The organism is Cobetia sp. MMG027 (genome assembly GCF_027947415.1).
Taxonomy (GTDB): domain Bacteria; phylum Pseudomonadota; class Gammaproteobacteria; order Pseudomonadales; family Halomonadaceae; genus Cobetia; species Cobetia marina.
This window is the reverse complement of sequence record NZ_JAQJIO010000002.1, coordinates 249,829-274,450: the sequence shown is the minus strand read 5'-3', so window position 1 is coordinate 274,450 and position 24,622 is coordinate 249,829. Positions and strand designations below refer to the sequence as shown.

At 62.0% G+C, this 24,622-nt stretch carries 16 protein-coding genes and 4 tRNA genes; 6 read left to right on the top strand and 14 right to left on the bottom strand.

Annotated features, from left to right (window positions below; all coding sequences use genetic code 11):
• Positions 1-8: 8 nt before the first annotated feature.
• From clpP to PJK54_RS03200, 6 genes are all read right to left on the bottom strand, one after another.
• Positions 9-629 carry an ATP-dependent Clp endopeptidase proteolytic subunit ClpP gene (gene clpP / locus PJK54_RS03225; RefSeq protein WP_065392597.1) on the bottom strand — a complete coding sequence of 207 codons (621 nt, stop codon included), beginning with the start codon at positions 627-629 and terminating at the stop codon, positions 9-11.
• 136 nt (positions 630-765) lie between these two features.
• Positions 766-2,115 carry a trigger factor gene (gene tig / locus PJK54_RS03220; protein WP_077374765.1) on the bottom strand — a complete coding sequence of 450 codons (1,350 nt, stop codon included), beginning with the start codon at positions 2,113-2,115 and terminating at the stop codon, positions 766-768.
• A gap of 314 nt (positions 2,116-2,429) precedes the next feature.
• Positions 2,430-2,504, bottom strand: a tRNA-His gene (locus PJK54_RS03215).
• A 68-nt stretch (positions 2,505-2,572) separates the two neighbouring features.
• A tRNA-His gene (locus PJK54_RS03210) sits at positions 2,573-2,647 on the bottom strand.
• 93 nt (positions 2,648-2,740) lie between these two features.
• Positions 2,741-2,817 (bottom strand) — tRNA-Arg (locus PJK54_RS03205).
• Between the two features lie 87 nt (positions 2,818-2,904).
• Positions 2,905-2,981 (bottom strand) — tRNA-Pro (locus PJK54_RS03200).
• A gap of 640 nt (positions 2,982-3,621) precedes the next feature.
• Between PJK54_RS03200 and folD the strand changes: the two genes are divergently transcribed.
• A complete protein-coding gene (folD, locus tag PJK54_RS03195; protein WP_077374768.1) occupies positions 3,622-4,491 on the top strand; it encodes a bifunctional methylenetetrahydrofolate dehydrogenase/methenyltetrahydrofolate cyclohydrolase FolD in 870 nt (289 codons plus the stop codon).
• Between the two features lie 79 nt (positions 4,492-4,570).
• On the top strand, positions 4,571-5,281 hold the full coding sequence (gene mtnN, locus PJK54_RS03190; protein ID WP_271302229.1) for a 5'-methylthioadenosine/S-adenosylhomocysteine nucleosidase: 711 nt from the start codon (positions 4,571-4,573) through the stop codon (positions 5,279-5,281).
• A gap of 105 nt (positions 5,282-5,386) precedes the next feature.
• On the opposite strand, the gene cysS is transcribed toward mtnN, so the two are convergent.
• Positions 5,387-6,769 carry a cysteine--tRNA ligase gene (gene cysS / locus PJK54_RS03185; RefSeq protein WP_271302321.1) on the bottom strand — a complete coding sequence of 461 codons (1,383 nt, stop codon included), beginning with the start codon at positions 6,767-6,769 and terminating at the stop codon, positions 5,387-5,389.
• A gap of 202 nt (positions 6,770-6,971) precedes the next feature.
• Positions 6,972-8,651, bottom strand: a complete 1,680-nt coding sequence (locus PJK54_RS03180) for a glutamine--tRNA ligase/YqeY domain fusion protein (RefSeq protein WP_077374771.1) — start codon at positions 8,649-8,651, stop codon at positions 6,972-6,974.
• Positions 8,652-8,887: 236 nt separating this feature from the next.
• On the opposite strand from PJK54_RS03180, the gene PJK54_RS03175 reads away from it, so the two are divergent.
• Positions 8,888-9,382, top strand: a complete 495-nt coding sequence (locus tag PJK54_RS03175) for a peptidylprolyl isomerase (RefSeq protein ID WP_043331309.1) — start codon at positions 8,888-8,890, stop codon at positions 9,380-9,382.
• Positions 9,383-9,538: 156 nt separating this feature from the next.
• Complete coding sequence (locus PJK54_RS03170) at positions 9,539-10,306, top strand: UDP-2,3-diacylglucosamine diphosphatase (RefSeq protein ID WP_271302228.1); 768 nt, start codon at positions 9,539-9,541, stop codon at positions 10,304-10,306.
• A 131-nt stretch (positions 10,307-10,437) separates the two neighbouring features.
• Here the strand turns inward: PJK54_RS03170 and PJK54_RS03165 are convergent, their stop codons facing one another.
• From PJK54_RS03165 to PJK54_RS03155, 3 genes are all read right to left on the bottom strand, one after another.
• The gene (locus PJK54_RS03165; protein WP_271302227.1) at positions 10,438-14,352 is read right to left on the bottom strand and encodes an AAA family ATPase; all 3,915 of its coding nucleotides are present in this window, start codon (positions 14,350-14,352) and stop codon (positions 10,438-10,440) included.
• Positions 14,353-14,446: 94 nt separating this feature from the next.
• Positions 14,447-15,148 carry a tRNA-(ms[2]io[6]A)-hydroxylase gene (locus PJK54_RS03160; protein WP_176493576.1) on the bottom strand — a complete coding sequence of 234 codons (702 nt, stop codon included), beginning with the start codon at positions 15,146-15,148 and terminating at the stop codon, positions 14,447-14,449.
• Between the two features lie 70 nt (positions 15,149-15,218).
• Positions 15,219-15,707 (bottom strand): DUF1289 domain-containing protein, encoded by a 489-nt coding sequence (locus PJK54_RS03155; protein ID WP_077374777.1) that lies wholly within the window; start codon positions 15,705-15,707, stop codon positions 15,219-15,221.
• A 405-nt stretch (positions 15,708-16,112) separates the two neighbouring features.
• Here PJK54_RS03155 and acnB point away from each other — a divergent pair, with 405 nt between their 5' ends.
• Positions 16,113-18,716, top strand: coding sequence for a bifunctional aconitate hydratase 2/2-methylisocitrate dehydratase (gene acnB, locus PJK54_RS03150; RefSeq protein WP_271302320.1), 2,604 nt, complete (start codon positions 16,113-16,115; stop codon positions 18,714-18,716).
• A 165-nt stretch (positions 18,717-18,881) separates the two neighbouring features.
• On the opposite strand, the gene PJK54_RS03145 is transcribed toward acnB, so the two are convergent.
• Positions 18,882-19,502, bottom strand: a complete 621-nt coding sequence (locus PJK54_RS03145; RefSeq protein WP_077374780.1) for a porin family protein — start codon at positions 19,500-19,502, stop codon at positions 18,882-18,884.
• Positions 19,503-19,834: 332 nt separating this feature from the next.
• Between PJK54_RS03145 and rraA the strand changes: the two genes are divergently transcribed.
• Positions 19,835-20,335: a ribonuclease E activity regulator RraA gene (gene rraA / locus PJK54_RS03140; protein WP_077374783.1), complete on the top strand. Its 501-nt coding sequence runs from the start codon at positions 19,835-19,837 to the stop codon at positions 20,333-20,335.
• A gap of 99 nt (positions 20,336-20,434) precedes the next feature.
• On the opposite strand, the gene PJK54_RS03135 is transcribed toward rraA, so the two are convergent.
• Both PJK54_RS03135 and ppsA read right to left on the bottom strand, forming a co-directional pair.
• Positions 20,435-21,700 (bottom strand): dicarboxylate/amino acid:cation symporter, encoded by a 1,266-nt coding sequence (locus PJK54_RS03135; protein WP_205632738.1) that lies wholly within the window; start codon positions 21,698-21,700, stop codon positions 20,435-20,437.
• A gap of 462 nt (positions 21,701-22,162) precedes the next feature.
• Positions 22,163-24,550, bottom strand: a complete 2,388-nt coding sequence (ppsA, locus tag PJK54_RS03130) for a phosphoenolpyruvate synthase (protein ID WP_271302226.1) — start codon at positions 24,548-24,550, stop codon at positions 22,163-22,165.
• Between the last annotated feature and the right edge of the window lie 72 nt (positions 24,551-24,622).

The window sequence follows — 24,622 nt, the reverse complement described above, 5'->3', positions numbered from 1 at the left end:
TGCGTGGATCATTCCACGTCCGGACGGCGTTCCAGCACGGCGTCGATCAGGCCGTACTCCATCGCCTGATTGGCGGCCATGAAGTTGTCACGGTCCGTATCGTTGGCGATGGTGTCGAAGTCCTGTCCCGTATGGTGCGCGAGAATGCGGTTCAGCTTCTCGCGAATGGTCAGGATTTCCTTGGTGTGGATCTCGATGTCCGTTGCCTGGCCCTGGTAGCCACCCAGCGGCTGGTGAATCATCACACGAGAATTGGGCAGCGCGTAACGCTTGTCAGCGGCACCGCCTGCCAGCAACAGTGCCCCCATGCTGGCCGCCTGGCCGATGCATACGGTGGACACGTCGGGCTTGATGAACTGCATGGTGTCGTAGATCGCCATCCCTGCAGTCACGGAGCCACCCGGCGAGTTGATGTACAGATGGATGTCCTTGTCCGGGTTTTCAGACTCGAGGAACAACAGCTGAGCCACGACCAGATTGGCCATGTAATCCTCAACCGGGCCCACAAGGAAGATCACCCGTTCCTTCAGCAGGCGGGAATAGATGTCATAGGCCCGTTCGCCGCGAGCATTCTGCTCGACAACCATCGGAACCAGACCGCCTGCATTCTTGATGTCGAAGTCGTTCATGGGGGCTTCCTTCATCCGATGACATTGATATCCATTGAGCATGCCACTTTACCCTGCCCACTGACCAGAGACCCGGCCGTAGCCGGGTCCTGGAATCACATGCAGAAAGTCAGCACGCTAGGTCAGCAGACAGGTATCAGGCCTGCTCTTCTGCTTCTGCCGCTTCTTCTTCGGCTTCTTCCTGCTGCTGTGCTGCCTGCAGGGCTTCCTGGTAGGACATGGTAACGTCCTTAACCTGAGCCTGTGTCAGCAGCTTGTCAACGGCCTTCTCTTCGAGCAGGACGGACTTGAGCTGGTTGCGAGCCTGTTCGTTGGAACCATAGTACTCGGTGACCTGAGCCGGATCCTGATACTGCTGGGCCATTTCTTCAACGCGAGCGTTGAGCTCTTCGTCGCTGACGTCCATCTCGTTGCTGCTGACGACTTCGCTGAGCAGCAGGCCAGTCTTGACGCGCTGTACGGCCTGGTCCTGGAACAGCTCACCCGGCAGCTGGGAGACGTCGAAGTCTTCGCCCAGACCGAACTGCTGTGCTGCCTGACGCTTCAGGCCGTCGATTTCCTGATCCGCCAGTGCCTGCGGAACGAGGATGTCATTGGCCTTGGTCAGCTCAGCCAGCACCTGCTGCTTGACGCGATTCTCGATCGCGTTCTTCAGCTCGCGCTGCATGTTCTTCTTCACTTCCACCTTGAAGCTTTCGACATCGGCAGCTTCCAGGCCGAACTGGGCGATGAACTCTTCGTTCACTTCCGGCAGTTCCTGAGCCTTGACGGCGTGGACCTTGACCTTGAAGGTCGCTTCCTGACCGGCGAGGTGCTCGGCCTGGTAGTCAGCCGGGAAGGAAACCTTGATTTCCTTGTCGTCGCCAGCAGAAGCACCGACCAGCTGCTCTTCGAAGCCCGGGATGAAGCTGTTGGAACCCAGCACCAGCTCGTGGCCTTCAGCGCTGCCGCCTTCGAAGGCTTCTTCACCGAGGAAGCCTTCGAAATCGATCTTGACCTGGTCGCCGTCAGCGGCAGCACGCTCGACGTCGGTCCAGGAGGCATTCTGCTTGCGCAGGGTCTCGATCATCTCTTCGACGTCGGCGTCGGTCACTTCGGCCTGCGGACGCTCGATTTCAGCGCCTTCGATCGGCTTCAGCTCGATTTCCGGGTAGATTTCCAGAGTCGCGACGAACTCCAGATCCTTGCCGGCTTCATCGACGGTGGCATCGATCTTCGGCCAGCCAGCCGGGTTCAGTTCGTTTTCGGTGACGGCGGTCACGTAATGCTGGCGCATGATCTCGCCAACGATCTCGTTGCGCACGTCCTTGCCGTAACGCTGTTGCACCACTGCCATCGGCACGTGGCCCTTGCGGAAGCCGTTCAGACGAACGGTCTTGGCGGTTTCCAGAAGACGGGCGTTGACGGCCTGGTCGACTTCAGAAGCCGGCACCGTGATGGTGACCTTGCGCTCGATCGGAGAAGTCGTTGCGACAGAAGCTTGCATGAAAGTTCCTCTACCCACTGGTGGCGTTCGAATCATAAAGGCGAAGATTGTAGAAACCCCGCCACGCGCTGGCAAGCGCGGATATGACCTGCCATATGGTGCCTTGGTCCAAGATATTCAAGGAGCCAGGCCTTTTTCTGCTCCGTCCTCCCGCCTGACAGGCGCATGGAGCGCCCGTCAACCCGGTCAGATCGCAGACGAAGCAGTGCGAAAAAACACGAAAAAAGGGGGAGAAAGCCATTGGCCTTCTCCCCCTTTTGCGGCATGCCGCCCGCCCAAGCGGGACAGGCAGCATCCTGATATTCATCGAGACGTGGGGTGGATGATGGGGTTCGAACCCACGACCACCGGAGTCACAATCCGGGGCTCTACCACTGAGCTACACCCACCACTTCTGGAGGTTGGACAGAAAGCCTGCCGTCTCCATCTCGTTGATACTGCTCAAGCTGACATGCAATGGGGTGGATGATGGGGTTCGAACCCACGACCACCGGAGTCACAATCCGGGGCTCTACCACTGAGCTACACCCACCACTGCATGAACACCTTCACATCGTCTGGTCGCCATCATCAGGCTCAATGAAGAGCAATCCGATTCCCATCATGACAACAATCGCTATCGTGATGGCACGCCCAGCAGGACTCGAACCTGCAACCTACGGCTTAGAAGGCCGTTGCTCTATCCGGTTGAGCTATAGGCGCAGAAACTGATGCTGCGAGTCAACCTCCGGACAAAGCCTTGAATGCGTGTCTCGAAAGACCGAAGTCTTGCGAGGTGCTGCATTCAAATGGTCGGGATAGAGGGATTCGAACCCCCGACATCCTGCTCCCAAAGCAGGCGCGCTACCAGACTGCGCTATATCCCGAAACCGTCTTCAACCGACCGTCGAACCCCGTCGATGCGAGGCGTATTCTACCGAACTTTCGTCTGCGGTCAAGCCCTTACGTGAATTCTTTCCAAAAGAATCGTTTCCCTTCCTGCTGTCACGCCACTGTCATGTCAGCATCCAGTGATACACGCGGGGTGCGCTACCACCTCCATACGGGCACCTCACTCTCGCCCCCTACCCTGGCACCGGGCGAGATCAGTGACGACTCACTTCCACTGAGCGGCATCCGTGGCCCGACCATCGGGTCTGAGCTTCTCCTTCTCCTCGAAGCTGATCACGTCGATCGTCCTTTCTAGCTCTACCTCTTTCTATTTCTCTTCCCCGATCAGGCATCTCACGAACGCCTCGTCTGACGGATCCCTGGAAAACTGACAGAAAGGTCTGACAGAGAGAACTGGCTGAGAGAACCGACAGCTGTGGTCTCATGACGTCGAGTTCCAGACTCGTGGGCAATCAGCACCGCTGCCTGCCCACGAGACGCCTCCAAAAGAGGCGATACTTGCACCTGCTTTCGACCAAGGTCGTCATTCGGCGTTGACTGCCAGACAGGGCATGCGAAAATTGTCCCCGGTTTCTCCCCTCCTGCATTTTTGCCTATGAGAAGGAATGATCGCTGATGGCAGCACAACTGATTGATGGCAAGGCCATTGCCGAACGCGTACGCCAACAGGTCGGCCGCCAGGTCGAAGCGCGCCGCGATGCCGGTGAACGAATCCCGGGGCTTGCCGTCGTGCTGGTCGGCGAAGACGCGGCATCCGAGGTCTATGTCCGCAACAAGCACCGCGCTTGCGAGAAGGCAGGCATCCTCTCCACCCAGCACCGTCTGCCTGCTGACACGACCCAACAGGAACTTGAGGCACTGGTCGACTCGCTGAATGACGATGCCAGCATTGATGGCATCCTGGTCCAGCTGCCGCTGCCGGAGCACCTCGACTCACGCCCGATCCTCGAACGGATCCGCACCGACAAGGATGTGGACGGTTTCCATCCCTACAACCTCGGTCGTCTGGCACAGCGCCTGCCGGTGATGCGTCCCTGCACGCCCAAGGGCATCATGACGCTGCTGTCCGAGAGCGGCCTGCAGGTGCGCGGCATGGACGCCACCATCGTCGGCGCGTCCAACATCGTCGGCCGTCCGATGGCGCTGGAGCTGATGCTGGCTGGCTGCACCACCACCGTCTGCCACCGCTTCACCAAGGACCTTGAGAGCAAGGTCCGCCAGGCGGATCTGGTCGTGGTCGGCGTGGGCAAGCCGGGCCTGGTCAAGGGGGAGTGGATCAAGGACGGCGCCATCGTCATCGATGTGGGTATCAATCGTCTCGAGGACGGTTCGCTGGTCGGCGATGTGGAATTCGCGCCAGCCGCGGAGCGCGCCGGCTGGATCACGCCGGTCCCCGGCGGGGTAGGCCCGATGACCGTGGCCTCGCTGCTTGAGAACACCCTGTTCGCCGCCGAGCTGCACGACGCGCGCCTCACCGCCGAGTAACCCCCTCGCCCTTCTCTCTAGCTCGTGATGGAGGCCCGACATGAACGGGCCTTCATCGCGTCTGACTCAGGATCGCATCATGACCCTCAAGACTCTTGGCATCATCGGCGCCATGGCCGAGGAAGTGGCCATTCTCGCCGAGCGCCTGGAAGACAGCACCACCAGCACCCACGCCGGCGCTACCTTCCATGTCGGCCAGCTGCACGGAATGAAGATCGTGCTGCTGCAATCCGGTATCGGCAAGGTCAATGCCGCCGTCGGTGCCTGCCAGATGATCGAGCGCTACCAGCCGGATGCCATCATCAATACCGGCTCGGCCGGTGGTTTCGCGTCTGATCTCGAGATCGGCGATGTGGTCATCTCCAGTGAAGTGCGCCATCACGATGTCGATGCCGTGGTCTTCGGCTATGAGCACGGACAGGTGCCGCAGATGCCGGCGGCCTACCCGTCAGCCCCTGAGCTGGTCAAGGTCGCGCGCGAGTGCGTCGAGGCTCAGGGAGAGATCAAGGCGCGTGAAGGCCTGATCTGTACCGGCGACATCTTCATGTCCGACCCGGAACTGGTCGCGCTGACCCGCTCACGCTTCCCGAGCATGCTGGCCGCCGAGATGGAAGCCGCCGCCATCGCCCAGACCTGCTACCTCTACGACATGCCGTTCGTGGTCATCCGTGCGCTGTCCGACATCGCCGGCAAGGACAACAACAGCCAGTCCTTCGAGGAATTCCTGCACGTGGCCGCACGCCAGTCCTCGCGCATGGTCGATGCCATGGTCAAGCGACTCGCCAGCTGATCGCAGACGGCTCGAAAGCGGTGCTGGTCGACAGCGCACAAAAAACCGCCGCCCCTCATGGGACGGCGGTTTTTTTCATGCTGACATCGCATCACGCCAGTGACATCAGCCTTCCAGCACCCAGGTCGTCCCCTCACGGGAGTCCTTGAGGATGATGCCCTGTGCGGCCAGCTCGTCACGGATGCGATCCGCCCCCGCGAAATCCTTGGCCTTCTTGGCGGCGGCACGCGCCTCGATCTGCGTCTGGATCTCGTCTTCAGACAACGCCAGTGCCGCAGTATCGCCCTTGAGGAAGACTGCCGGGTCCTGCCCGAACAGACCCAGCAGACCGCCCAGCGCGGTCAGCTCGAAGGCCAGCGCCGGCGCCTGCTGCGGTGCTTCCTTCTTGGCACGGTTCAGCTCGCGTGCCAGCTCGAACAGCACCGACAGCGCACCCGCCGTATTGAAGTCGTCATCCATGGCGGCCACGAAGCGTGCCCGCCAATCGCCTGACACCTCGCCTTGCTCGGGCGTGACAGTCTCGAGCGCATTGTAGAAGCGCTCCAGCGAGCGACGCGCCTCATCCAGCGAGTTGGCTTCATAGCTGATCGCGCTGCGATAGTGGCTGGCCACCAGCAGGTAACGCACCACTTCCGGGTTGTGCTGCTCCAGCACGTCACGAATGGTGAAGAAGTTGCCCAGCGACTTGGACATCTTGTCCTGACCGACACGCACCGCGCCGGCATGCATCCACACGTTGGCGTACTGCTGGCCCGTGGCGGCCTCGGACTGGGCGATCTCGTTCTCGTGATGGGGGAAGGTCAGGTCCGGCCCGCCGCCGTGGATATCGAAGGTGTTGCCCAGGCAGCAGGTCGACATCGCGGAGCACTCGATGTGCCAGCCAGGACGCCCCTCCCCCCAGGGCGACGGCCAGCTGGCCTCGCCCGGCTTGGCAGCCTTCCACAGCACGAAGTCGAGCGGATCTTCCTTGGCTTCCTCGACCTCCACGCGCGCACCGGACTGCATTTCGTCCAGCTGACGGTTGTTGAGCTTGCCGTAGCCCTCGAAACGACGCACACGGTAGTAGACATCACCGTTGCTGGCCGCATAGGCATAGCCCTTGTCGATCAGCGTCTCGGTCATCGCGATGATGTCAGCGATGTGCGCGGTGGCACGCGGCTCGCGATCAGGACGCAGAATCCCCAGGCGCCCTTCATCTTCATGCATCGCCTGGATCATGCGCTCGGTGAGCGCATCGAAGGCCTCGCCATTCTCGTCGGCGCGCTTGAGGATCTTGTCGTCGATGTCGGTGATGTTGCGCACGTAGGTGACGTCATACCCGCGCGCACGCAGGTAGCGCGTGATGACATCGAAGGCCACCATCACACGCGCATGCCCGATGTGACAGAGGTCATAGACCGTCACGCCACAGACGTACATGCGCACCTTGTTGCCTTCCAGTGGCACGAAAGGTGCCTTGGTCCGGCTCAGGGTACTGTAGATGGACAGTGTGCTCGCGGCATCTTCGAGTGGAATCATTCAATCATCGCCCTTGGCTACTTTGCTGACAGAAAGCTGTCAGCCTTTCAAAATGGAACGGCCCGCAGGCCGGTCATGCAACTTCGTCACAGAAGGTACAGGATCAGACTGCGGGCCGTGAAGCAGGTCACGAAAGCGTGACGACAGGGCTCCCGCGGGAGCCCGCCGACCATCACCCCTTCTTCTGTGCCTTGGCCCAACCGTCCTTCAGGCTGACGGTGCGGTTGAAGACCAGCGCGCCATCGACGCAGTCATGACGATCCGCCACGAAGTAGCCGATACGCTCGAACTGGTAGCGCGTTTCCGGCGCGGCATCGCGCAGACTCGGCTCACCGAAGCCCTTGACGATGCTCAGCGACTGCGGATTGAGGTGCTCAAGGAAATCGACATCCTTGTCACGGTCCGGCTCGGCTTCCAGGAACAGATTCTCGTACTGACGCACCTCGACCGGCACTGCATGCTCGGCGCTGACCCAATGGATGACACCCTTGACCTTGCGGCCTTCCGGGTTCTTGCCGAGGGTATCGAGGTCGACACTGCACCGCAGCTCGACGATCTCGCCGGCGTCATCCTTGATCACTTCATCACAGCGGATGACGTAACCGTTGCGCAGACGCACTTCCTTCTCGGGCGCGAGACGGAAGAACTTCTTCGGCGCGTCTTCCATGAAGTCATCCGCGTCGATCCACAGCTCACGGGTCAGCGGAATCTGACGCGTGCCCATGTCATCACGCGCCGGATGGCCGGGGACCTCGAACACTTCCTCATGGCCTTCCGGCAGGTTGGTCAGCACCACCTTGAGCGGGTTGAGCACGCACATGGCACGCAGCGCGTTGTCTTCCAGGTCCGAGCGAATGGCGTGGTGCAGCATGCCGATCTCGACCATGCCGCCGTCAGCACGGCTCACGCCGATCATGTCGCAGAACTTGCGGATGGATGCCGCGGTATAGCCACGACGACGCATGCCGGAGATGGTCGGCATGCGCGGATCATCCCAGCCATCGACCACGCCTTCATCCACCAGCAGCTTCAGCTTGCGCTTGGAAGTGACGGTGTAATCCAGGTTCAGACGCGCGAACTCGATCTGACGCGGCGTGCTCGGCACCGGCAGATTGGCGAGGAACCACTCGTACAGCGGGCGGTGATCTTCAAACTCCAGCGTACAGATGGAGTGCGTCACGCCTTCCAGTGCATCGGATTGACCGTGGGTGAAATCATAGGACGGATAGATCTTCCACTTGTCGCCGGTCTGATGGTGGCTGGCATGACGAATGCGGTAGAGGATCGGGTCGCGCAGATTGATGTTGGGCGCCGCCATGTCGATGCGCGCACGCAGCACCTTCTCGCTCTCGCCGAACTCGCCCTTCTTCATGCGCTCGAGGAGATCGAGATTCTCCTCGGGGCTACGCTCACGGTAGGGGCTGGGACGTCCCGGCTCCTTGAGCGTGCCACGGTATTCACGGATCTCGTCCGGCGAGAGGTCATCGACATAGGCCTTGCCTTCGCGCACCAGGTGCTGGGCCCAGGCATAGAGCTGATCAAAATAATCGGAGGCGAAGCGCACCTTGCCGGCCCACTCGAAGCCCAACCACTCGACGTCTTCCTTGATGGCGTCGATATAGGCCTGCTCTTCCTTGGCCGGGTTGGTGTCATCGAAGCGCAGGTGACAGTCGCCACCCAGCTGTTGCGCCAGACCGAAGTTCAGACAGATCGACTTGGCGTGCCCGATGTGCAGGAAGCCGTTGGGCTCCGGCGGGAAACGCGTGACAACCTTTTCGGCGCGGCCGGCGTCGAGTTCTTCGCGGATCTGGTTCAACACGAAGTTCGGGGCGCTCTGGGTCTCGGTACTCATGAAGTTTCGCTGCACCTCTGTGTGGTTCTTGGGCGTCGTGTTCCGGGACGTCACGGGGACTGGCACTGGGTAGCAGGCGATCGTGACGCGCGCTGGCGTGCGTCTCCGGGGCCTGCCGCCCCCTCAGGCTTTCGTCTCAGGATACAAAGCCGCTATTATAGCGCGACGCCCGCAGGCGATGCCATGAGGCCCCGCCTGCCTGACACTTGAGCAAGACAGATGACCGGGAAATTCGCATGATCGTTCTTCACACCAACTACGGCGACATCACCCTCGAACTCAACCACGAGAAGGCCCCGAAGACTGCGGCCAACTTCGAGCAATACGTGCGTGAAGGCCACTACAGCAACGTCCTTTTCCACCGCGTCATCCCGGGTTTCATGGTTCAGGGCGGTGGCTTTGACACCGACTTCAACCAGAAGCCGACCAACGGCGTGATCGAGAACGAAGCCGACAATGGCCTCAAGAACGACCGCGGCACCGTGGCCATGGCACGTACCATGGATCCTCACTCCGCCAGCGCCCAGTTCTTCATCAACGTCAATGACAACGACTTCCTGAACTTCACCAGCAAGACCAGCCAGGGCTGGGGTTACTGCGTGTTCGGCAAGGTCGTCGAAGGCATGGACGTGGTCGAGAAGATCGAGGCGGTCAAGACCACGCGTCGCGACGGCCACGCCGACGTGCCGGCAGAAGACGTGATCATCACCAGCGCCGAAATCACCGAATAAGCGATTTCCGCTGATCGCGCCTCACTGCGTACCTGCCGCCCGGCCTTGCCTCGTGATATCGAGCGTCAAGCCGGGCGGTTTGCGTTGCTCTCTCACTCGGCCTCTTCCGTCGCCTGCTGCGCATGACGACACCCGCCCCGACCCGTGGACCTGACCATGACTGCCACCACTCTGTTCATCTCCGACCTGCACCTGCAGCCCGAGACTCCCGAGATCGCCCAGGGCTTTCTCGACTACATGGCGCGCCTGGCGACCTGCGAACCTGCGGTGGATCGCCTCTACCTGCTGGGGGATATCTTCGAGGTATGGGTCGGCGATGATTATCGCGACGACTTCACCCAGCGCATGAGCGAGGCCATGCAGCGCGTCTCGGCCCGCGGCACCAGGCTCTACTTCATGCATGGCAATCGCGACTTCCTCATCGGCGAGACCTTCGCGGCCGAGGCCGGCGTGACCCTGCTGCCCGACCCGAGCGTGATCGAGCTCGACGGCGAGCGCGTGCTGCTGATGCATGGCGACAGCATGTGCACCCGCGATGAGGCTTACATGAAGTTTCGTGCCATGACGCGCGACCCTCAGTGGCAGGCACAGATTCTGGCCATGCCGCTGGAGCAACGACTGGCGCTGGCCCAGTCACTGCGCATGCAGTCCGGCGAGACCAATAGCGAGAAGGATGAGGCGATCATGGACGTCACGCCCGAGGAAGTGGTTCGCGAGATGCGCGAGCACGGCGTGCGCACCCTGATCCACGGCCACACCCATCGCCCGGCGGTACATGAACTCGAGATCGATGGCGAAGCGGCGCGCCGCATCGTGCTGGGCGACTGGCGCCCCGATACCGCCTTCGACATCATTGCCTGCGGCCAGGGACCGACCCTGCGGGAATTCGCATTGCCACTGTGTGATGCGATCACCCACGACTGATCGCTCGCAACGCCCATGAAAAGCCCCCGTTGCCTTGAGTGGCAACGGGGGCTTTTCCTTGTCTAGCCTCGGCTTTCGAAGCGACTGGCGCCGTTCAGAGTCTGCTCAGCCCGGAGCGCCGGGCGTGCGCGTCAGGCCGGCGAGGACGCCTTGCGACGCGCACGCCCTTCCACCGCCTCCACCAGCTGATGCCACCCCAGTACCGCGGGTGCATCCGTTGCCGGCAGCTCATCCAGCAGTGCCTTGAGGCGCTCGCAGCGCTCGGCATCCTGCGCATCGACCAGCCTCAACCAGGCAGCGAGTCCCATTGCTTCATGATGCGGATTTTCCTGCTCGATGGAGTAGGCCAGGCCCTGCTCGATCAAGGAACGCACCTTCTCGCTCGGCAGACCTTGAGCGGCACGCAACGCGGCCACCAGGTAGCTGACCTCTGCCAGATAGAAGGAGTTGCGCTCCTGAGCCACCAGCAGCACCTTCTCCATGTACTCTTCGGCCGCCGAATGCTCACCCAGCGCCATCACGGCATCCATGTACCAGAGATTGGGCCGCTGATGCCGCTCACGCCCGGTCAGCTCGGCGAACTCGTTGATGCTGGACTGCAGCATCGCGAGCCCGTCGCGGTCGCCGTTCATCGCCCGCGCCCAGCCAAGCACGCCATGCGCCGCCATGTGCCAGAGGTGCAGATCCGCGGAGCGGGTCAGCTCCAGCGCCCGCTCGGCACGCTGGGTGGCCAGATGGGTATGGCCCAGCTGACGATAGAGCGAGGTGGAGAACATCAACGCCATGGCCAACGAGCCCGGCTGACCGATGACCTCCGCCATGCGGATGGCCGCCTCGGCCTGCTGCTCGGCCTGCACGTAGTCAAAGCGCAGGCAGGACGTCCAGCTCTGCAGACATGCCGCTGCCACCTGAGGGTGATCACTGAACGGCAACCATTCGAGCACCATGGGATTGTGGACCGGATCGATCTCATCGAGATGCTCACCTGCCACGCGTACGCGACCGGCCCAGAATTCGCAGTGTGCCCGCGCATAGTCGGCCAGACGACGATAACGGCCATCCGACAGCTCTTCCGCCAGATCACTCAGGCCCGAGGCCAGCGCGAAGGCATCCGCATGCGCATGGCGCTCACTGCAACCGACCCACAGTCCCCACTTCACGATGAAGGCCTGCTCGAGATCCGGCTCATCATCTTCCAGCAGCGCCGGACTGTTGAGCAGATTGCGCGCCTGCACGAAGCTCTCGTGCGCGATGCGGGAACCATGCCCTTCCAGCGCGAAGCCGGCCTGGCCGCGCACGGTCAGCAGGCTGACCTCGCGCTCCTCCTGCCCTTCGACATGCTTGAGACACGCCAGACCACTGTCGGCCATCTTGAGCGCGGTACGGTTGGCGCTGATCTTGAGCGCTTCACGTGCCGACAGCTCGAAATAGCGCGCAGCACGACTGAAGTTCTGTGACTTGCGCAGATGGACGGCGAAATAGCCGGGGTGACGGCTGATCCAGGCAGGATGCTTGTCCTCGATGAGGGCCACGACCTGCAGGTGAATGCGGCGACGCACGTCACGCGGGCAGGACAGATAGGCCGCTTCCTGGATCAGCTGGTGGGTGAACTGATAGTCGAATTCACTATCGTTGCCACAGGCCTCGATGATCTCCAGGCGCTGCATGCTCTCGATGGAACGCTTGAGGCGCCCTTCCTCGAATTCGCAGCTCTGGCGCAGGAAGCTCAGTTTGAAGACACGTCCCAGCACGGCGGCGGCGTGGGCCACATCGCGGCCTTCCTCCAGCTGGTCGATACGGCTGGACAGCAGGCCGATCAAGCCCTTGGGCAGCTCGTCGAGCTGCACCGGACGCCCCTCACGGCGATCCATGTCGAGACGACGACAGATCTCCTGCAGGTAGAGCGGCACACCATCGCAGCGCTCGATGAGCTGGCTGCGCATGCGCGGGCTGAGATGCAGACGATAGCGACGCGACAGATGCGACAGCAGACGCGAGACCTGCATCGGGTCCAGGCGACCCAGCGAGATATGCTGGTCCCAGTTGAGCTTGACGGCAAGGCTGTCGCGGCCGTTGTGACTGGCCGCCAGCATGAAGCCGATGTTGATGGGCAGGCGCGCCTGCAGTCCCGCCAGCACTTTGAGCGACGGTTCATCGAGCCACTGCAGGTCGTCGATCATCATCACCAGCGGGCGCAGGCTTGCCGATTTCTCGATCACCAGATGCAGCACACGCACCACACGCTCGACCGTCTCGCTGCTCTGGATCAGGGATTCATCTTCCGAGGCCTCCTCCGCGGTCCCCAGCACCGCATGGAAGGAGCGACGCACGTCCTCGTCGAGAGCCTGCAAGGCCTCGGAGGATTCAAATACCTGTTCGACGCCATCACGATCCACATGACCATCGAGGCGCCAGCGCATCAGGGTGCGCACCACGCTGTAGGGTTCCAGCTGCGAGAGGCGAGTCGTCGGCATCCAGCACAGGCCCACGTCCTGACTCTGTTCGAGCTGCCGGAAGTTGACCATCAGGGCCGACTTGCCCATGCCGGAGTTGCCGCTGACCAGCACGCTCTGACGCAGCCCGATACTGGCACGCGCCAGCGCATCGCGCAGACGGCGCAGCTCGCCTTCACGTCCGATCAGTGTCGGCAGTGACGCCTCACGATGCCCCACGCTGCTGCTCAGGACCAACGCGCGCAGACGCACCCGCCCGTCCGCTGCCAACAGGCGTGACGTGAGACGCGGCTGCAGATCCAGTGCGGGAGGCATGTGCTGACTGGCCTCCTGGGAAATCACCAGCTCGCTGCCTTCGGCCGCCGTCATCAATTCCAGGGAATACTGGGTCACCTGGCCAAGCGGGTCGGCCAGCTGACGCTCCGGCAGATAGATGACCTGCCCGGAGTGGAGACCCGCCGACAGCGAGAAGACCGGCGGCTTGCCTTCGCCATCCCAGATCCGCTCGATCTCATCCGGCATCGCCTTGCTGCAGTGCTCATAAAGCGCCACAAGCTCTGCCAGCTGGTGGGCCGGGCCATGCGTGCCGAAGCACGCCAGGCCGACGCCACCCGTGGCACCCGGCAGCCAGAAACCGCCCAGGTGGTGACATTGCTGCTCCAGCCAGCGCAGCAGCTCGATCTGCAGGGTCAGACTGGCGCGGGCCCAGACACGATCACGATGACTGTCCTTGACGCTGAGGCGAATCGCCATGACCGACAGCTGACGATGGTCGATCTCATCTTCACGCAGCGGCGCGCTGTCCAGCGACAGCGTGCGAGAAATGGCGCCCTGCGGCGTGAGCGCGCCCATCTGCTCGCTCTTGCCATCGGACCAGTAACGGGCCAGCTGCAGGAATCCCGGATCAGGCTGCTGACCGGAGAGTGCCAGCTGTTGCAGGAAGGCATTGAACTGCTCATGCGCCGCAGCCGACTGACCATCTTCCGCGAGCTGACGTACCAGGCGTTCATGGAAGGGGCCATATCCGGAGAAGCGGCTCACCAGGGTCCGCAGCACATCGTCCGGGACCGGCTCATCGGTCGCCAGTACTCGCTCGGCATACTGGATGACGCGCTGACGCCATTCGCCGCGCACCTTGATCATCCAGCGCTGGAATTCCGGGCACTGGGTCAGGGCAAGCTCTTCGACGAGATCGCCCCGGTAGAGTCCCAGCACCTCGTTGAGCGTCGCCACCGAGGGCGGCGCCAGCAACAGGCCGTTGAGCTCGTCGAGATCCAGCTCCCAGTAATCCGGAATCGACAGCGCGATCGTCTGACGTGAGACCGTCAGAAGATTGTCGGCCTCCTCCCCCAGGCTCTGACGCAGGCAATGCAGGGCATGGCGCAGGTTGGTGCGGCCCGAGGACAGCCCCTGATCCGGCCATAGCAGCTCTGCCAGCCCCGCCCGCGAGACGGCCTGATCATGCAGCAGAAGATGCAGCAACAGTGCCTTGACCTTGTCGTAGCTGAACTGCGTCAGCGTGTCATCGCCCAGGGTCAGCTGGAAATGTCCCAGCAGCGCCAATTGAGCTTGACCAGATGTTTCCTGCGTCATGTGTCATCCATTTCAAAGTCGCGAACGAAACGCCAGCCCAGCCATGGCGCCGGAGGTCCCCTGTTCTTGAGCCTTGCCTTGTGTCTGTACTGCCTCAACTCACCTGGCTTGAGGCGTTTTCCACCCGATTCATGACGGGGATGCCGCTGTGGAAACGGAAGCTGACATCAGGACGCTCGATCAGCTCCTTCTCCACCGCACGCAGTACCGCAAGACGGGATTCCAATGGTTCCTTGCTGTAACGCTCGGCCAACATGAGGTAATCCTCATAATGGCGTCCCTCAGACTTAACCAAAGTGCGATAGAACTTTGCAAGCTCGGGCTCAAGATACGGGATCAGACGCGCGAATCGCTCGCAGGACCGCGCTTCGATCAATGCCCCGATCAGCAGGATATCCACCAGCCGCTGAGGGTCTTCCTTGCGCACCTGCTGACGCAGCCCTTCTGCATATCGGGAAGCCTTGATATGACGATAGACGATTCCACGCCTTTCCATCAGTCCTACCACCTGCTCGAAGTGCAGAAGCTCCTCTCGAGCCAGCTGTGACATCTTGCTCAGCAGCAAGGGGTGGTCCACATAGCGGTACATCAGACTCATCGCGGTGGAGGCCGCCTTTTTCTCGCACTGCGCGTGGTCGATCAGCAACAGCTCAGGATTGTCGAGCGCCGCCTCTACCCAGGCGTGCGGTGTGCGGCAACCGAGAAAGGCCAGCAGGGAGTCCGGCAGCAGTGCATCGGTATCCTCGTTGCTCGGCCCCTGCGGCGCCTTGATGACGCGTGAAAGCTCATGGGCCATCCGAGCGTCATGCTCATCCGTCGCGAAACGCTCGCGGTCAGTCATCAGGGTCATGCCATCGTCCATCATGTCAGTCTTTTCTCTTGCCAGCGTCATCTTGCGTTGCATCAGAAGGATGACCTGCCGGACTCACTTCATTATTGGCCCGCTTTGCCGCTTCCACCATGATTTCATCGTTTATTCGCGAAAAAAGCTGTTCCGGCTCAAGTTCTTCGCCGCCACTGCACGGCGTGATGCCATAGGCAGAGAGGTCACGAATCCTGGTGCGTCCCACCCGCAGGAGCTCCACCGCACGTGACAGCGCCGACTGATCCTCACGAAAACGAATCCGGTGTCGCGTCAACTGTTCCGCCAGCGCCGCCTCGTCATGCACGTACAGCCAGCGCCCGGCGACGTCACTGCGCAGCGCATCCAGCTCGCGCATGCGCTGCGTGCGCTGCTCACTGTCATACCCGAACCAATCGAGGATCTCCTGGTCATGGCGCTGGCATCCACGACAGACGTTGTCACCCACCGTGGTGGAACACACCCCGACGCAGGGAGAAAGAATACGGCTCATGCTGCCCTCGGCTTGCGGCGAAATTTCAGGAAAAAGGATAACAGCATCATACCGTGCGCCTGCTGAGCTCGACAGCGGTGCACGGAGACCGCAAGGCTCGAGTCACCTCGACGCGACATCGGGCGATGCGAGCCGCGCCATGCCTGAAGCGCGACAAAGAAATGCAATATCAAGCTGTTAAGGTCGAAATGGCGCCCTGGATGACGACCAAAGTCTCAGCCCCCACACGGGGGTGCTCCTTAACATTGTCGACAAAGTTGAGTAGACTCGCGTTCGCCCCGTAGCGCCTGATTCGCTCGCAATAAGACGCTTGAATTACCCGCAAGAAGCCTCGGGATGTCTCTGCCGGTTCGCGTGACGACTGGCACACGCATCTCGACACGATTACAGATGAGGGTCTCCCACGTGCTTGAAGCCTACCGTCAACAGGTTGAAGAACGCGCCCAGCAGGGCATCCCGGCGAAGCCGCTGAATGCAGAGCAGACCGCTGATCTGGTCGAACTGCTCAAGAATCCGCAGGCCGGTGAAGAAGAGTTCATCCTCGACCTGTTCACCAATCGCATCCCGCCGGGCGTCGATGAAGCCGCTTACGTCAAGGCTGGCTTCCTGACCGCCATCGTGCGTGGCGAAGCTTCTTCACCGCTGATCGACAAGACCCACGCCACCAAGCTGCTCGGCACCATGCAGGGCGGCTACAACATCGCCACGCTGGTCGAGCTGCTGGACGACGAGTCCATGGCCAAGGAAGCCGGCGAACAGCTCAAGCACACCCTGCTGATGTTCGATGCCTTCCACGATGTCGCCGAGCGCGCCAAGGCCGGCAACACCGTCGCGCAATCCGTGCTGCAGTCCTGGGCGGACGCCGAATGGTTCCTGTCAAAGCCCGCCCTGGCGGACAAGATCACCCTGACCGTCTTCAAGGTGCCGGGCGAGACCAACACCGACGACCTGTCCCCGGCGCCTGACGCCTGGTCACGTCCGGACATCCCGCTGCACGCCAACGCGATGCTCAAGAACCCGCGTGATGGCATCATCCCGCAGGAAGAAGGCGTCATCGGCCCGCTGGCCCAGATCGAGGAAGTGAAGGCCAAGGGCTTCCCGGTCGCCTACGTCGGCGACGTGGTCGGTACCGGCTCCTCACGCAAGTCCGCCACCAACTCCGTGCTGTGGTTCTTCGGTGACGACATCCCGAACGTGCCCAACAAGCGCGCTGGCGGCTTCGTGTTCGGCAACAAGATCGCGCCGATCTTCTTCAACACCATGGAAGATGCCGGTGCCCTGCCGGTGGAAATGGACGTCGAGAAGATGGCCATGGGCGATGTCATCGACATCTACCCGTACGAAGGCAAGGTCTGCCGTCACGACACCGACGAAGTCATCTCCACCTTCTCCCTCAAGACTCAGGTCCTGCTGGACGAAGTGCGTGCTGGCGGCCGTATCCCGCTGATCATCGGTCGCGGTCTGACCGACAAGGCACGTGCCGAGCTGGGACTGGACGCCTCTGACGTCTTCCGTCTGCCGGAGCAGCCGAAGGATACCGGCAAGGGCTTCACCCTCGCGCAGAAGATGGTCGGCAAGGCCTGCAACATGGAAGGCGTGCGTCCGGGCATGTACTGCGAGCCGAAGATGACCACCGTCGGCTCCCAGGACACCACCGGCCCGATGACTCGCGACGAGTTGAAGGATCTGGCATGTCTGGGCTTCCAGGCCGACCTGGTGATGCAGTCCTTCTGCCACACCGCCGCCTACCCGAAGCCGGTCGATGTCGAGACTCACCACACCCTGCCGGACTTCATCATGAACCGCGGCGGCGTGTCGCTGCGCCCGGGTGACGGCATCATCCACTCGTGGCTGAACCGCATGCTGCTGCCGGACACCGTCGGTACCGGTGGTGACTCCCACACCCGCTTCCCGATGGGCATCTCCTTCCCGGCAGGCTCTGGCCTGGTGGCCTTCGCCGCCGCGACTGGCGTGATGCCGCTGGACATGCCGGAATCCGTGCTGGTGCGCTTCAAGGGCAAGCGTCGCCCGGGAATCACCCTGCGTGACCTGGTCCACGCCATCCCGCTGTACGCCATCAAGCAGGGCCTGCTGACCGTCGACAAGTCCAACAAGAAGAACGCCTTCTCCGGCCGCATTCTGGAAATCGAAGGTCTGGAAGATCTCACCGCAGAGCAGGCCTTCGAGCTGTCTGACGCCTCTGCCGAGCGCTCCGCCGCGGGCTGCACCATCACGCTGTCCGACGAGAGCGTGACCGAGTACCTGACGTCCAACATCACCCTGCTCAAGTGGATGATCGCCAACGGTTACGGCGATGCCCGTACCATCGAGCGTCGTATCGCCGGCATGGAAGAGTGGCTGGCCAACCCGAGCCAGATGCGTGCCGACAAGGACGCGGAATACGCCGAGATCATCGAGATCGACCTCGACGAGATCGATCAGCCGGTGCTGTGTGCCCCGAACGACCCGGACGATGCGCGTCTGCTGTCCGACGTGGCCGGCCAGAAGATCGACGAGGTCTTCATCGGCTCGTGCATGACCAACATCGGTCACTTCCGTGCCGCCGGCAAGCTGCTCGAGAAGCAGCCGGCCGGTAGCCTGAAGACCAAGCTGTGGCTGGCACCGCCGACCAAGATGGACCAGCACCAGCTGACCGCCGAAGGCTATTACGGCATCTACGGCCGTGCCGGCGCGCGCATGGAAATGCCAGGCTGCTCGCTGTGCATGGGTAACCAGGCACGTGTGGCTGCCAAGTCCACCGTGGTGTCCACCTCCACGCGCAACTTCCCGAACCGTCTGGGCGACGGCGCCAACGTCTTCCTGGCGTCTGCCGAACTGGCCGCCATCGCCGCGGTCATCGGTCGTCTGCCGAGCGTCGAGGAGTATCAGGGCTACATGGGCGAATTCGATGCCATGGCCGGCGAGATCTATCGCTACCTGAACTTCCATGAGATCGAAGAGTTCCAGAACGCCGCCTCCAACGTGATTCCGGTCACTCAGGAAGCCTGATCAGGCGAGGCGCCGGGCTCCAATGTCCGGCGCCTCTCTGGACAGCAGCCGTCACTGGTCACGCCAGAGCTGCCAGCGAGACAACGAAACGGGCCGCCCCATCAGGGACGGCCCGTTTTTTTATGCCTGGCGTTTTCGCCCGCCGCCCGAGACGACCTGCTCGGCCTAGAACTTGTAACCGACAGAGGCCGTGAAGGCATCTACCTGATAGTCGCTGTCGAAGTCATAACGCTCGTATTCGGCACGGATCAGGAACGGATCGAGATTGACCTGGGCACCGGCACCATAGACCGGGTCGAAGCCGTCATTGTCCTTCAGGTCGACACTGGAATCGCCCAGATTGCCGTCGACATCGGTTTCCCACTTGGCCATGCCCGCCTTGGCGAACAGCGAGAAGTACTGGCCGATCGGCAGGATACCCACCACGTTGACGCCGTAGGCCTTGGACTTGAGGTCGGTATTGCCGAAGTCATTGCCCTTGAGCTGAACGGTCCCGAGATCCGTATAGAAGGCTTCGGTGGCGAAGTACGGGTTGTACTGATAGCCCACGAAGGCCTTGTAGACGTTGTCGTCATCATCCACGTCGAAGTCATCACTGCCGGAGTCGATGAAATCGCCGGCCTCATCGGAATCATCGTTCTTCAGGCTGGAAAAACCGGTACCGGCACCGATATAGAGCCCTTCGGTGGCATTGCCTGCCGCCTGGGCGTGTCCACTGAGCGCCAGAGCGAGAGCGGCGAAGGAAACGGTGGCCAACGGGGCGGCCAGAAGACGTGACTTGCTCATGTGTTGCTCCTTGATCCAATGGGCGGCACAGGCGGATACCTGCCAGAGGCAGTCTGGTTCAACGTCGCCTGCCATGGGTGCAGGAGCATCGTGGTAGATATCGAACGGTGTTTCAAGAGTGGCGTTTTCACTACTTCCCACGTCGCCAGTCAGCAACATGCCCTCGTGCCCCTCCCGTCCCTCGCTTGCACGCGCCCGAGGCCCGCTTAGCCCTTCGCACAGGTGCAAAGCCTTGGCGTATCGGGCATTCTCGACGTTGTGGCATTGCAGCAATCGCCAGCGCTCCGTCCCCAAGCGACCCTCACCGGGCCGCCCAGCACAAGGAATCCGACATGACGCACTCCATCTCCACCCCCGATCTCTGCGATGAGTTCCCTGATGTGCAAGTCCTCGAGCCCCTGTTCATCAACTACGGCGGCGTCGAGTCCTTTGGCGGCGAAGTCGTGACCATCAAGTGCTTCGAGGACAACTCGCTGGTCAAGGCGGCGGTCGCGGAACCCGGTGCAGGGCGCGTGCTGGTCGTCGATGCCGGTGGCTCGATGCGCTGCGCCATGCTGGGCGACATGCTCGCCGAGCAGGCCGCCAAGAGCGGCTGGGCCGGCGTGATCATGTATGGCTGCATCCGTGATGTCGACGAGATCCACGCCACCCAGCTCGGCGTGCAGGCACTGGGCTGCTACCCGCGTCCCAGCATCAAGCGTGGCGAAGGCCAGCGCGACATCCCGGTCACCTTTGCCGGTGTCACCATCGTGCCGGGCGACTTCCTCTATGCCGACAACAACGGCATCGTCACCTCGAAGGAAGCGCTGATTCGCACCCAGCCGACGCCCTGACCGGTTCCCGACCACCGGTCGAACCGTTCAAGCCCCCAATGAAAACGCCCCCGCAACCGTTCTGGCTGCGGGGGCGTTTTCCTGTCAGTCGTGTCTGTCTCAGCGCACGCTGACCGGCTCACCTGATGCGGTGTCCTGGCGCTCGGCGACCGCATCATCGGCACGCGCAAAGCGATCCACCACGGCGGCGCAGGCCGCGTCACCGGTGATGTTGAGCGCGGTACGCGTCATGTCGAAGATACGATCCAGCGCGAACAGCAGCGGCAGGCCCTCGATGGGAATGCCGGCCGCCAGCAGCACGGCAACCACCAGGAACGACGGCCCCGGCACGCCAGCCTGACCGATGGCACCCAGGGTCGCGGTGAACACGATGGCGGCGTAGGCGGAGAAGCCGAGATCGACGTTGAAGACCTGGGCGAAGAACATCGCCACCAGCCCGTAATAGATGGCGTTGCCGCTCATGTTGATGGTCGCGCCCAGCGGCAGCACGAAGGCCGTCGTGGCGTTCTTCAGGCCCAGCTCCTTCTCGCAGACTTCCATGTTGACCGGCAGGGTCGCCATGGAGGACGCCGTGGACAGCGCGACGGCCTGCGGCTTCTTCATCACCGACAGGAAGCGACCCAGCGGCACGTCAGAGCCGAACTTGACCACCAGCGGGTAGAACACGAAGCCATAGATGAGGATGGCGCCCATGTAGACGAGGAACAGCTTCATCACCAGGGTCAGCACATCGAAGCCGAAGGTGCCGACGGCGTCCGCCATCAGACCGAAGACGCCGATCGGCGCGATCAGCATCACCACATTGATCATCCACACGAAGGCCTCGATGACGGTATTCAGGCCTTCGATCAGCGGCTTGCCACGCTCGCCGGTCTTGGACAGGCCAATGCCGAGAAACAGGCAGAACACCAGAATCTGCAGGATGTTGGCATCGGTGAGTGCGCCGAAGATATTGGTCGGCACCATGCCCAGAATGGTATCCATCACGCCCGGCACGCTGCCCTTGTCGGCGTAGGCGTTGGAGAACATGCCCTTGGCGCTTTCCAGATCCACCCCACTGCCCGGCTGGAACACATGCCCCATCACCAGCGCCAGCATCACCGCCACGGCTGAGGTGAGCATGAAGAAGGCGAAGGTGGAGAGACCGATCTTGCCGGCAGAAGGGCTATCGCCCAGATTGGCGGCTCCCGACACGATGGAGACCGCGATCAGCGGTACCACCAGCATCTTGATCAGGTGAATGAAGAGCTCACCGAGTGGCGCGAACATCGCGGCGCTCTCGCCCATGTAAGCGCCTACACCAGCGCCCAGTATCATGGCGATGACTACCTGGACGCCGATGTTCTTCCATAAAGACTGTTTCACGTTACGACTACCTTGGATTGTGTCTGAAAGGTCGGTTGTTGCGTGCCACCGCATTGCTGGCTACCGGTGAGGCCTGCCGTCATGGTCACCATAGATTCATAGCTACCATGGATTCATAGCCACCATGGATATTGTGGTCAGCGGGGTGGCTGGGATTATAAATGACTGCCTTTTCCACACGAGGCAGGATGATCATCATTTAGTCGCGGATTCGAGATCATTTTGTTGCTATTTGTTACGAACTGACATGCTTCTGCCGGTTTCTACACCATTGGTCTAGTGTCGCGAGCTGACCATCCATTCAGTTTTCGGGCGAGAAAATGAAAAGCGCCCACCGCACATGATGTGCAGTGGGCGCTAGATCAGCCGGCGACTGGCGCCAGCATCTGGTAGTGCGCCAGCCTAGGGCCTCTCACTGGGTCAGATACCGAGGCTGGGCATCACATCCGCTCGCGAGCGGGATCAGGCCAGTTCCTTGTCCGCCAGCATGAACCAGGTTTCCAGCACGGAATCCGGGTTGAGGGAGACGCTGTCGATGCCCTCTTCCATCAGCCACTTGGCCAGCTCCGGATGATCCGACGGCCCCTGGCCGCAGATGCCGACGTACTTGCCCTGCGCCTTGCAGGCACGGATCGCCATCGACATCAGCTGCTTGACCGCCGGATTACGCTCATCGAAGAGGTGAGCGACGATGCCGGAGTCGCGATCCAGCCCGAGGGTCAGCTGGGTCAGATCGTTGGAGCCGATGGAGAAGCCATCGAAGTGCTCCAGGAACTGATCCGCCAGCAGCGCGTTGGTCGGCAGCTCGCACATCATGATGACGCGCAGACCGTTCTCGCCACGCACCAGGCCATTCTCGCCCAGCAGCTTGATGACCTGTTCCGCCTCGCCGGTAGTCCGCACGAAGGGCACCATGATCTCGACGTTGGTCAGCCCCATCTCGTCACGCACGCGCTTGAGCGCACGGCATTCGAGATCGAAGCAGTCGCGGAAGGTGTCGGACACGTAGCGCGAGGCGCCACGGAAGCCCAGCATCGGGTTCTCTTCACCCGGCTCGTACATCTTGCCGCCGATCAGGTTCTCGTACTCGTTGGACTTGAAGTCCGACATGCGCACGATGACCTTCTGCGGGTGGAAGGCGGCCGCCAGGGTGGAGATGCCCTCGACCAGCTTGTCGACATAGAAGTCGACCGGACTTGCGTAGCCGGCGGTACGCGCATCGATGGTCTGCTGCAGGTCGATGGGCAGGGTGGCGTAGTCGAGCAGCGCCTTGGGGTGCACGCCGATCATGCGATTGATGATGAACTCGAGACGCGCCAGGCCCACACCGGCATTCGGCAGACGCGAGAAGCTGAAGGCGCGGTCCGGGTTGCCGACGTTCATCATGATCTTGAACGGAATCTCCGGCATCTCGTTGACGCTGGTGACGGTGCGGTCGAAGTTGAGGATGCCGTCATAGACATGACCGGTATCGCCTTCGGCGCAGGAGACCGTCACTTCGCGGCCTTCGGCGAGCACCGAGGTGGCGTCGCCACAGCCGACGACGGCTGGAATGCCCAGCTCACGCGCGATGATCGCCGCGTGGCAGGTACGGCCGCCACGGTTGGTGACGATGGCGGAGGCGCGCTTCATGACCGGTTCCCAGTCCGGGTCGGTCATGTCGGTGACCAGCACGTCGCCGACCTGCACCTTGTCCATCTGCTCCGGGTTGTCGATCACGCGCACCGCGCCCTGGCCGATACGCTGACCGATGGCACGCCCCGTCACCAGGGTGCGGCCCTTCTCGCGCAGCTGGAAGCGCTCGAGATTGCCGCCCTCTTCCTGGCTGACGACCGTTTCCGGACGCGCCTGGACGATGTAGAGCTTGCCGTCATCGCCGTCACGCGCCCATTCGATGTCCATCGGACGCTGGTAGTGCTTCTCGATGATCATGGCCTGGCGCGCCAGTGCCTCGACATCGGCGTCGCTGATGCAGAAGCGATGACGCTCCGGCACCGGCACGTCGACGGTCTCCACGGAACGCCCGGCGCTGGTGTCGTCGGTGTAGACCATCTTGATCAGCTTGGAGCCCAGGTTGCGGCGCAGCACCGCCGGGCGGCCGGCGGCCAGCGTGGTCTTGTGGACGTAGAACTCGTCAGGGTTGACCGCGCCCTGTACCACGGTCTCGCCCAGGCCCCAGGAGCCGGTGACGAAGACGGCGTCGCGATAGCCGGATTCAGTGTCCAGGGTGAACATCACGCCGGAAGCGGCCGTCTCGGAGCGCACCATCTTCTGCACGCCGGCAGACAGCGCGACCAGCGAGTGATCAAAGCCCTTGTGCACGCGGTAGGAGATGGCGCGGTCGTTGAACAGTGACGCGAACACCTCGTGCACCGCACGCTTGATGTTGTCGAAACCTTCGATGTTGAGGAAGGTTTCCTGCTGACCGGCGAAGGAGGCGTCCGGCAGGTCTTCCGCGGTGGCGGAGGAGCGCACGGCGACCTTCAGGTTCGGGTGTCTGGCCTGCAGCTCGGCATAGGCACGTTCCATCTCGGCCTCGAAGGCCGGCGGCAGCGGCGTATCGATGATCCACTGACGAATCTCGGCACCGACGCGCGCCAGTTCGACCACGTCATCCACATCGAGGGCATCGAGGGCAGCATTGATACGCTTGTCGAGGCCTTCGTGGGCCAGAAACTCGCGATAGGCATAGGAGGTAGTCGCAAAGCCGCCGGGCACGGTGACACCGGCATCGGCCAGATTGGAGATCATCTCACCGAGCGAGGCGTTCTTGCCGCCAACGCGATCAACATCGTTCATGCCGAGCTGATCGAAATCGACGACGTATTCGGATGTGGCTTGCTGTGACAAGGGAACCCCCTGGTACCAATGGATGGAAACGAATGACCGATGGAGGACGTTGAACCGCCTTCCGTTCAGCAA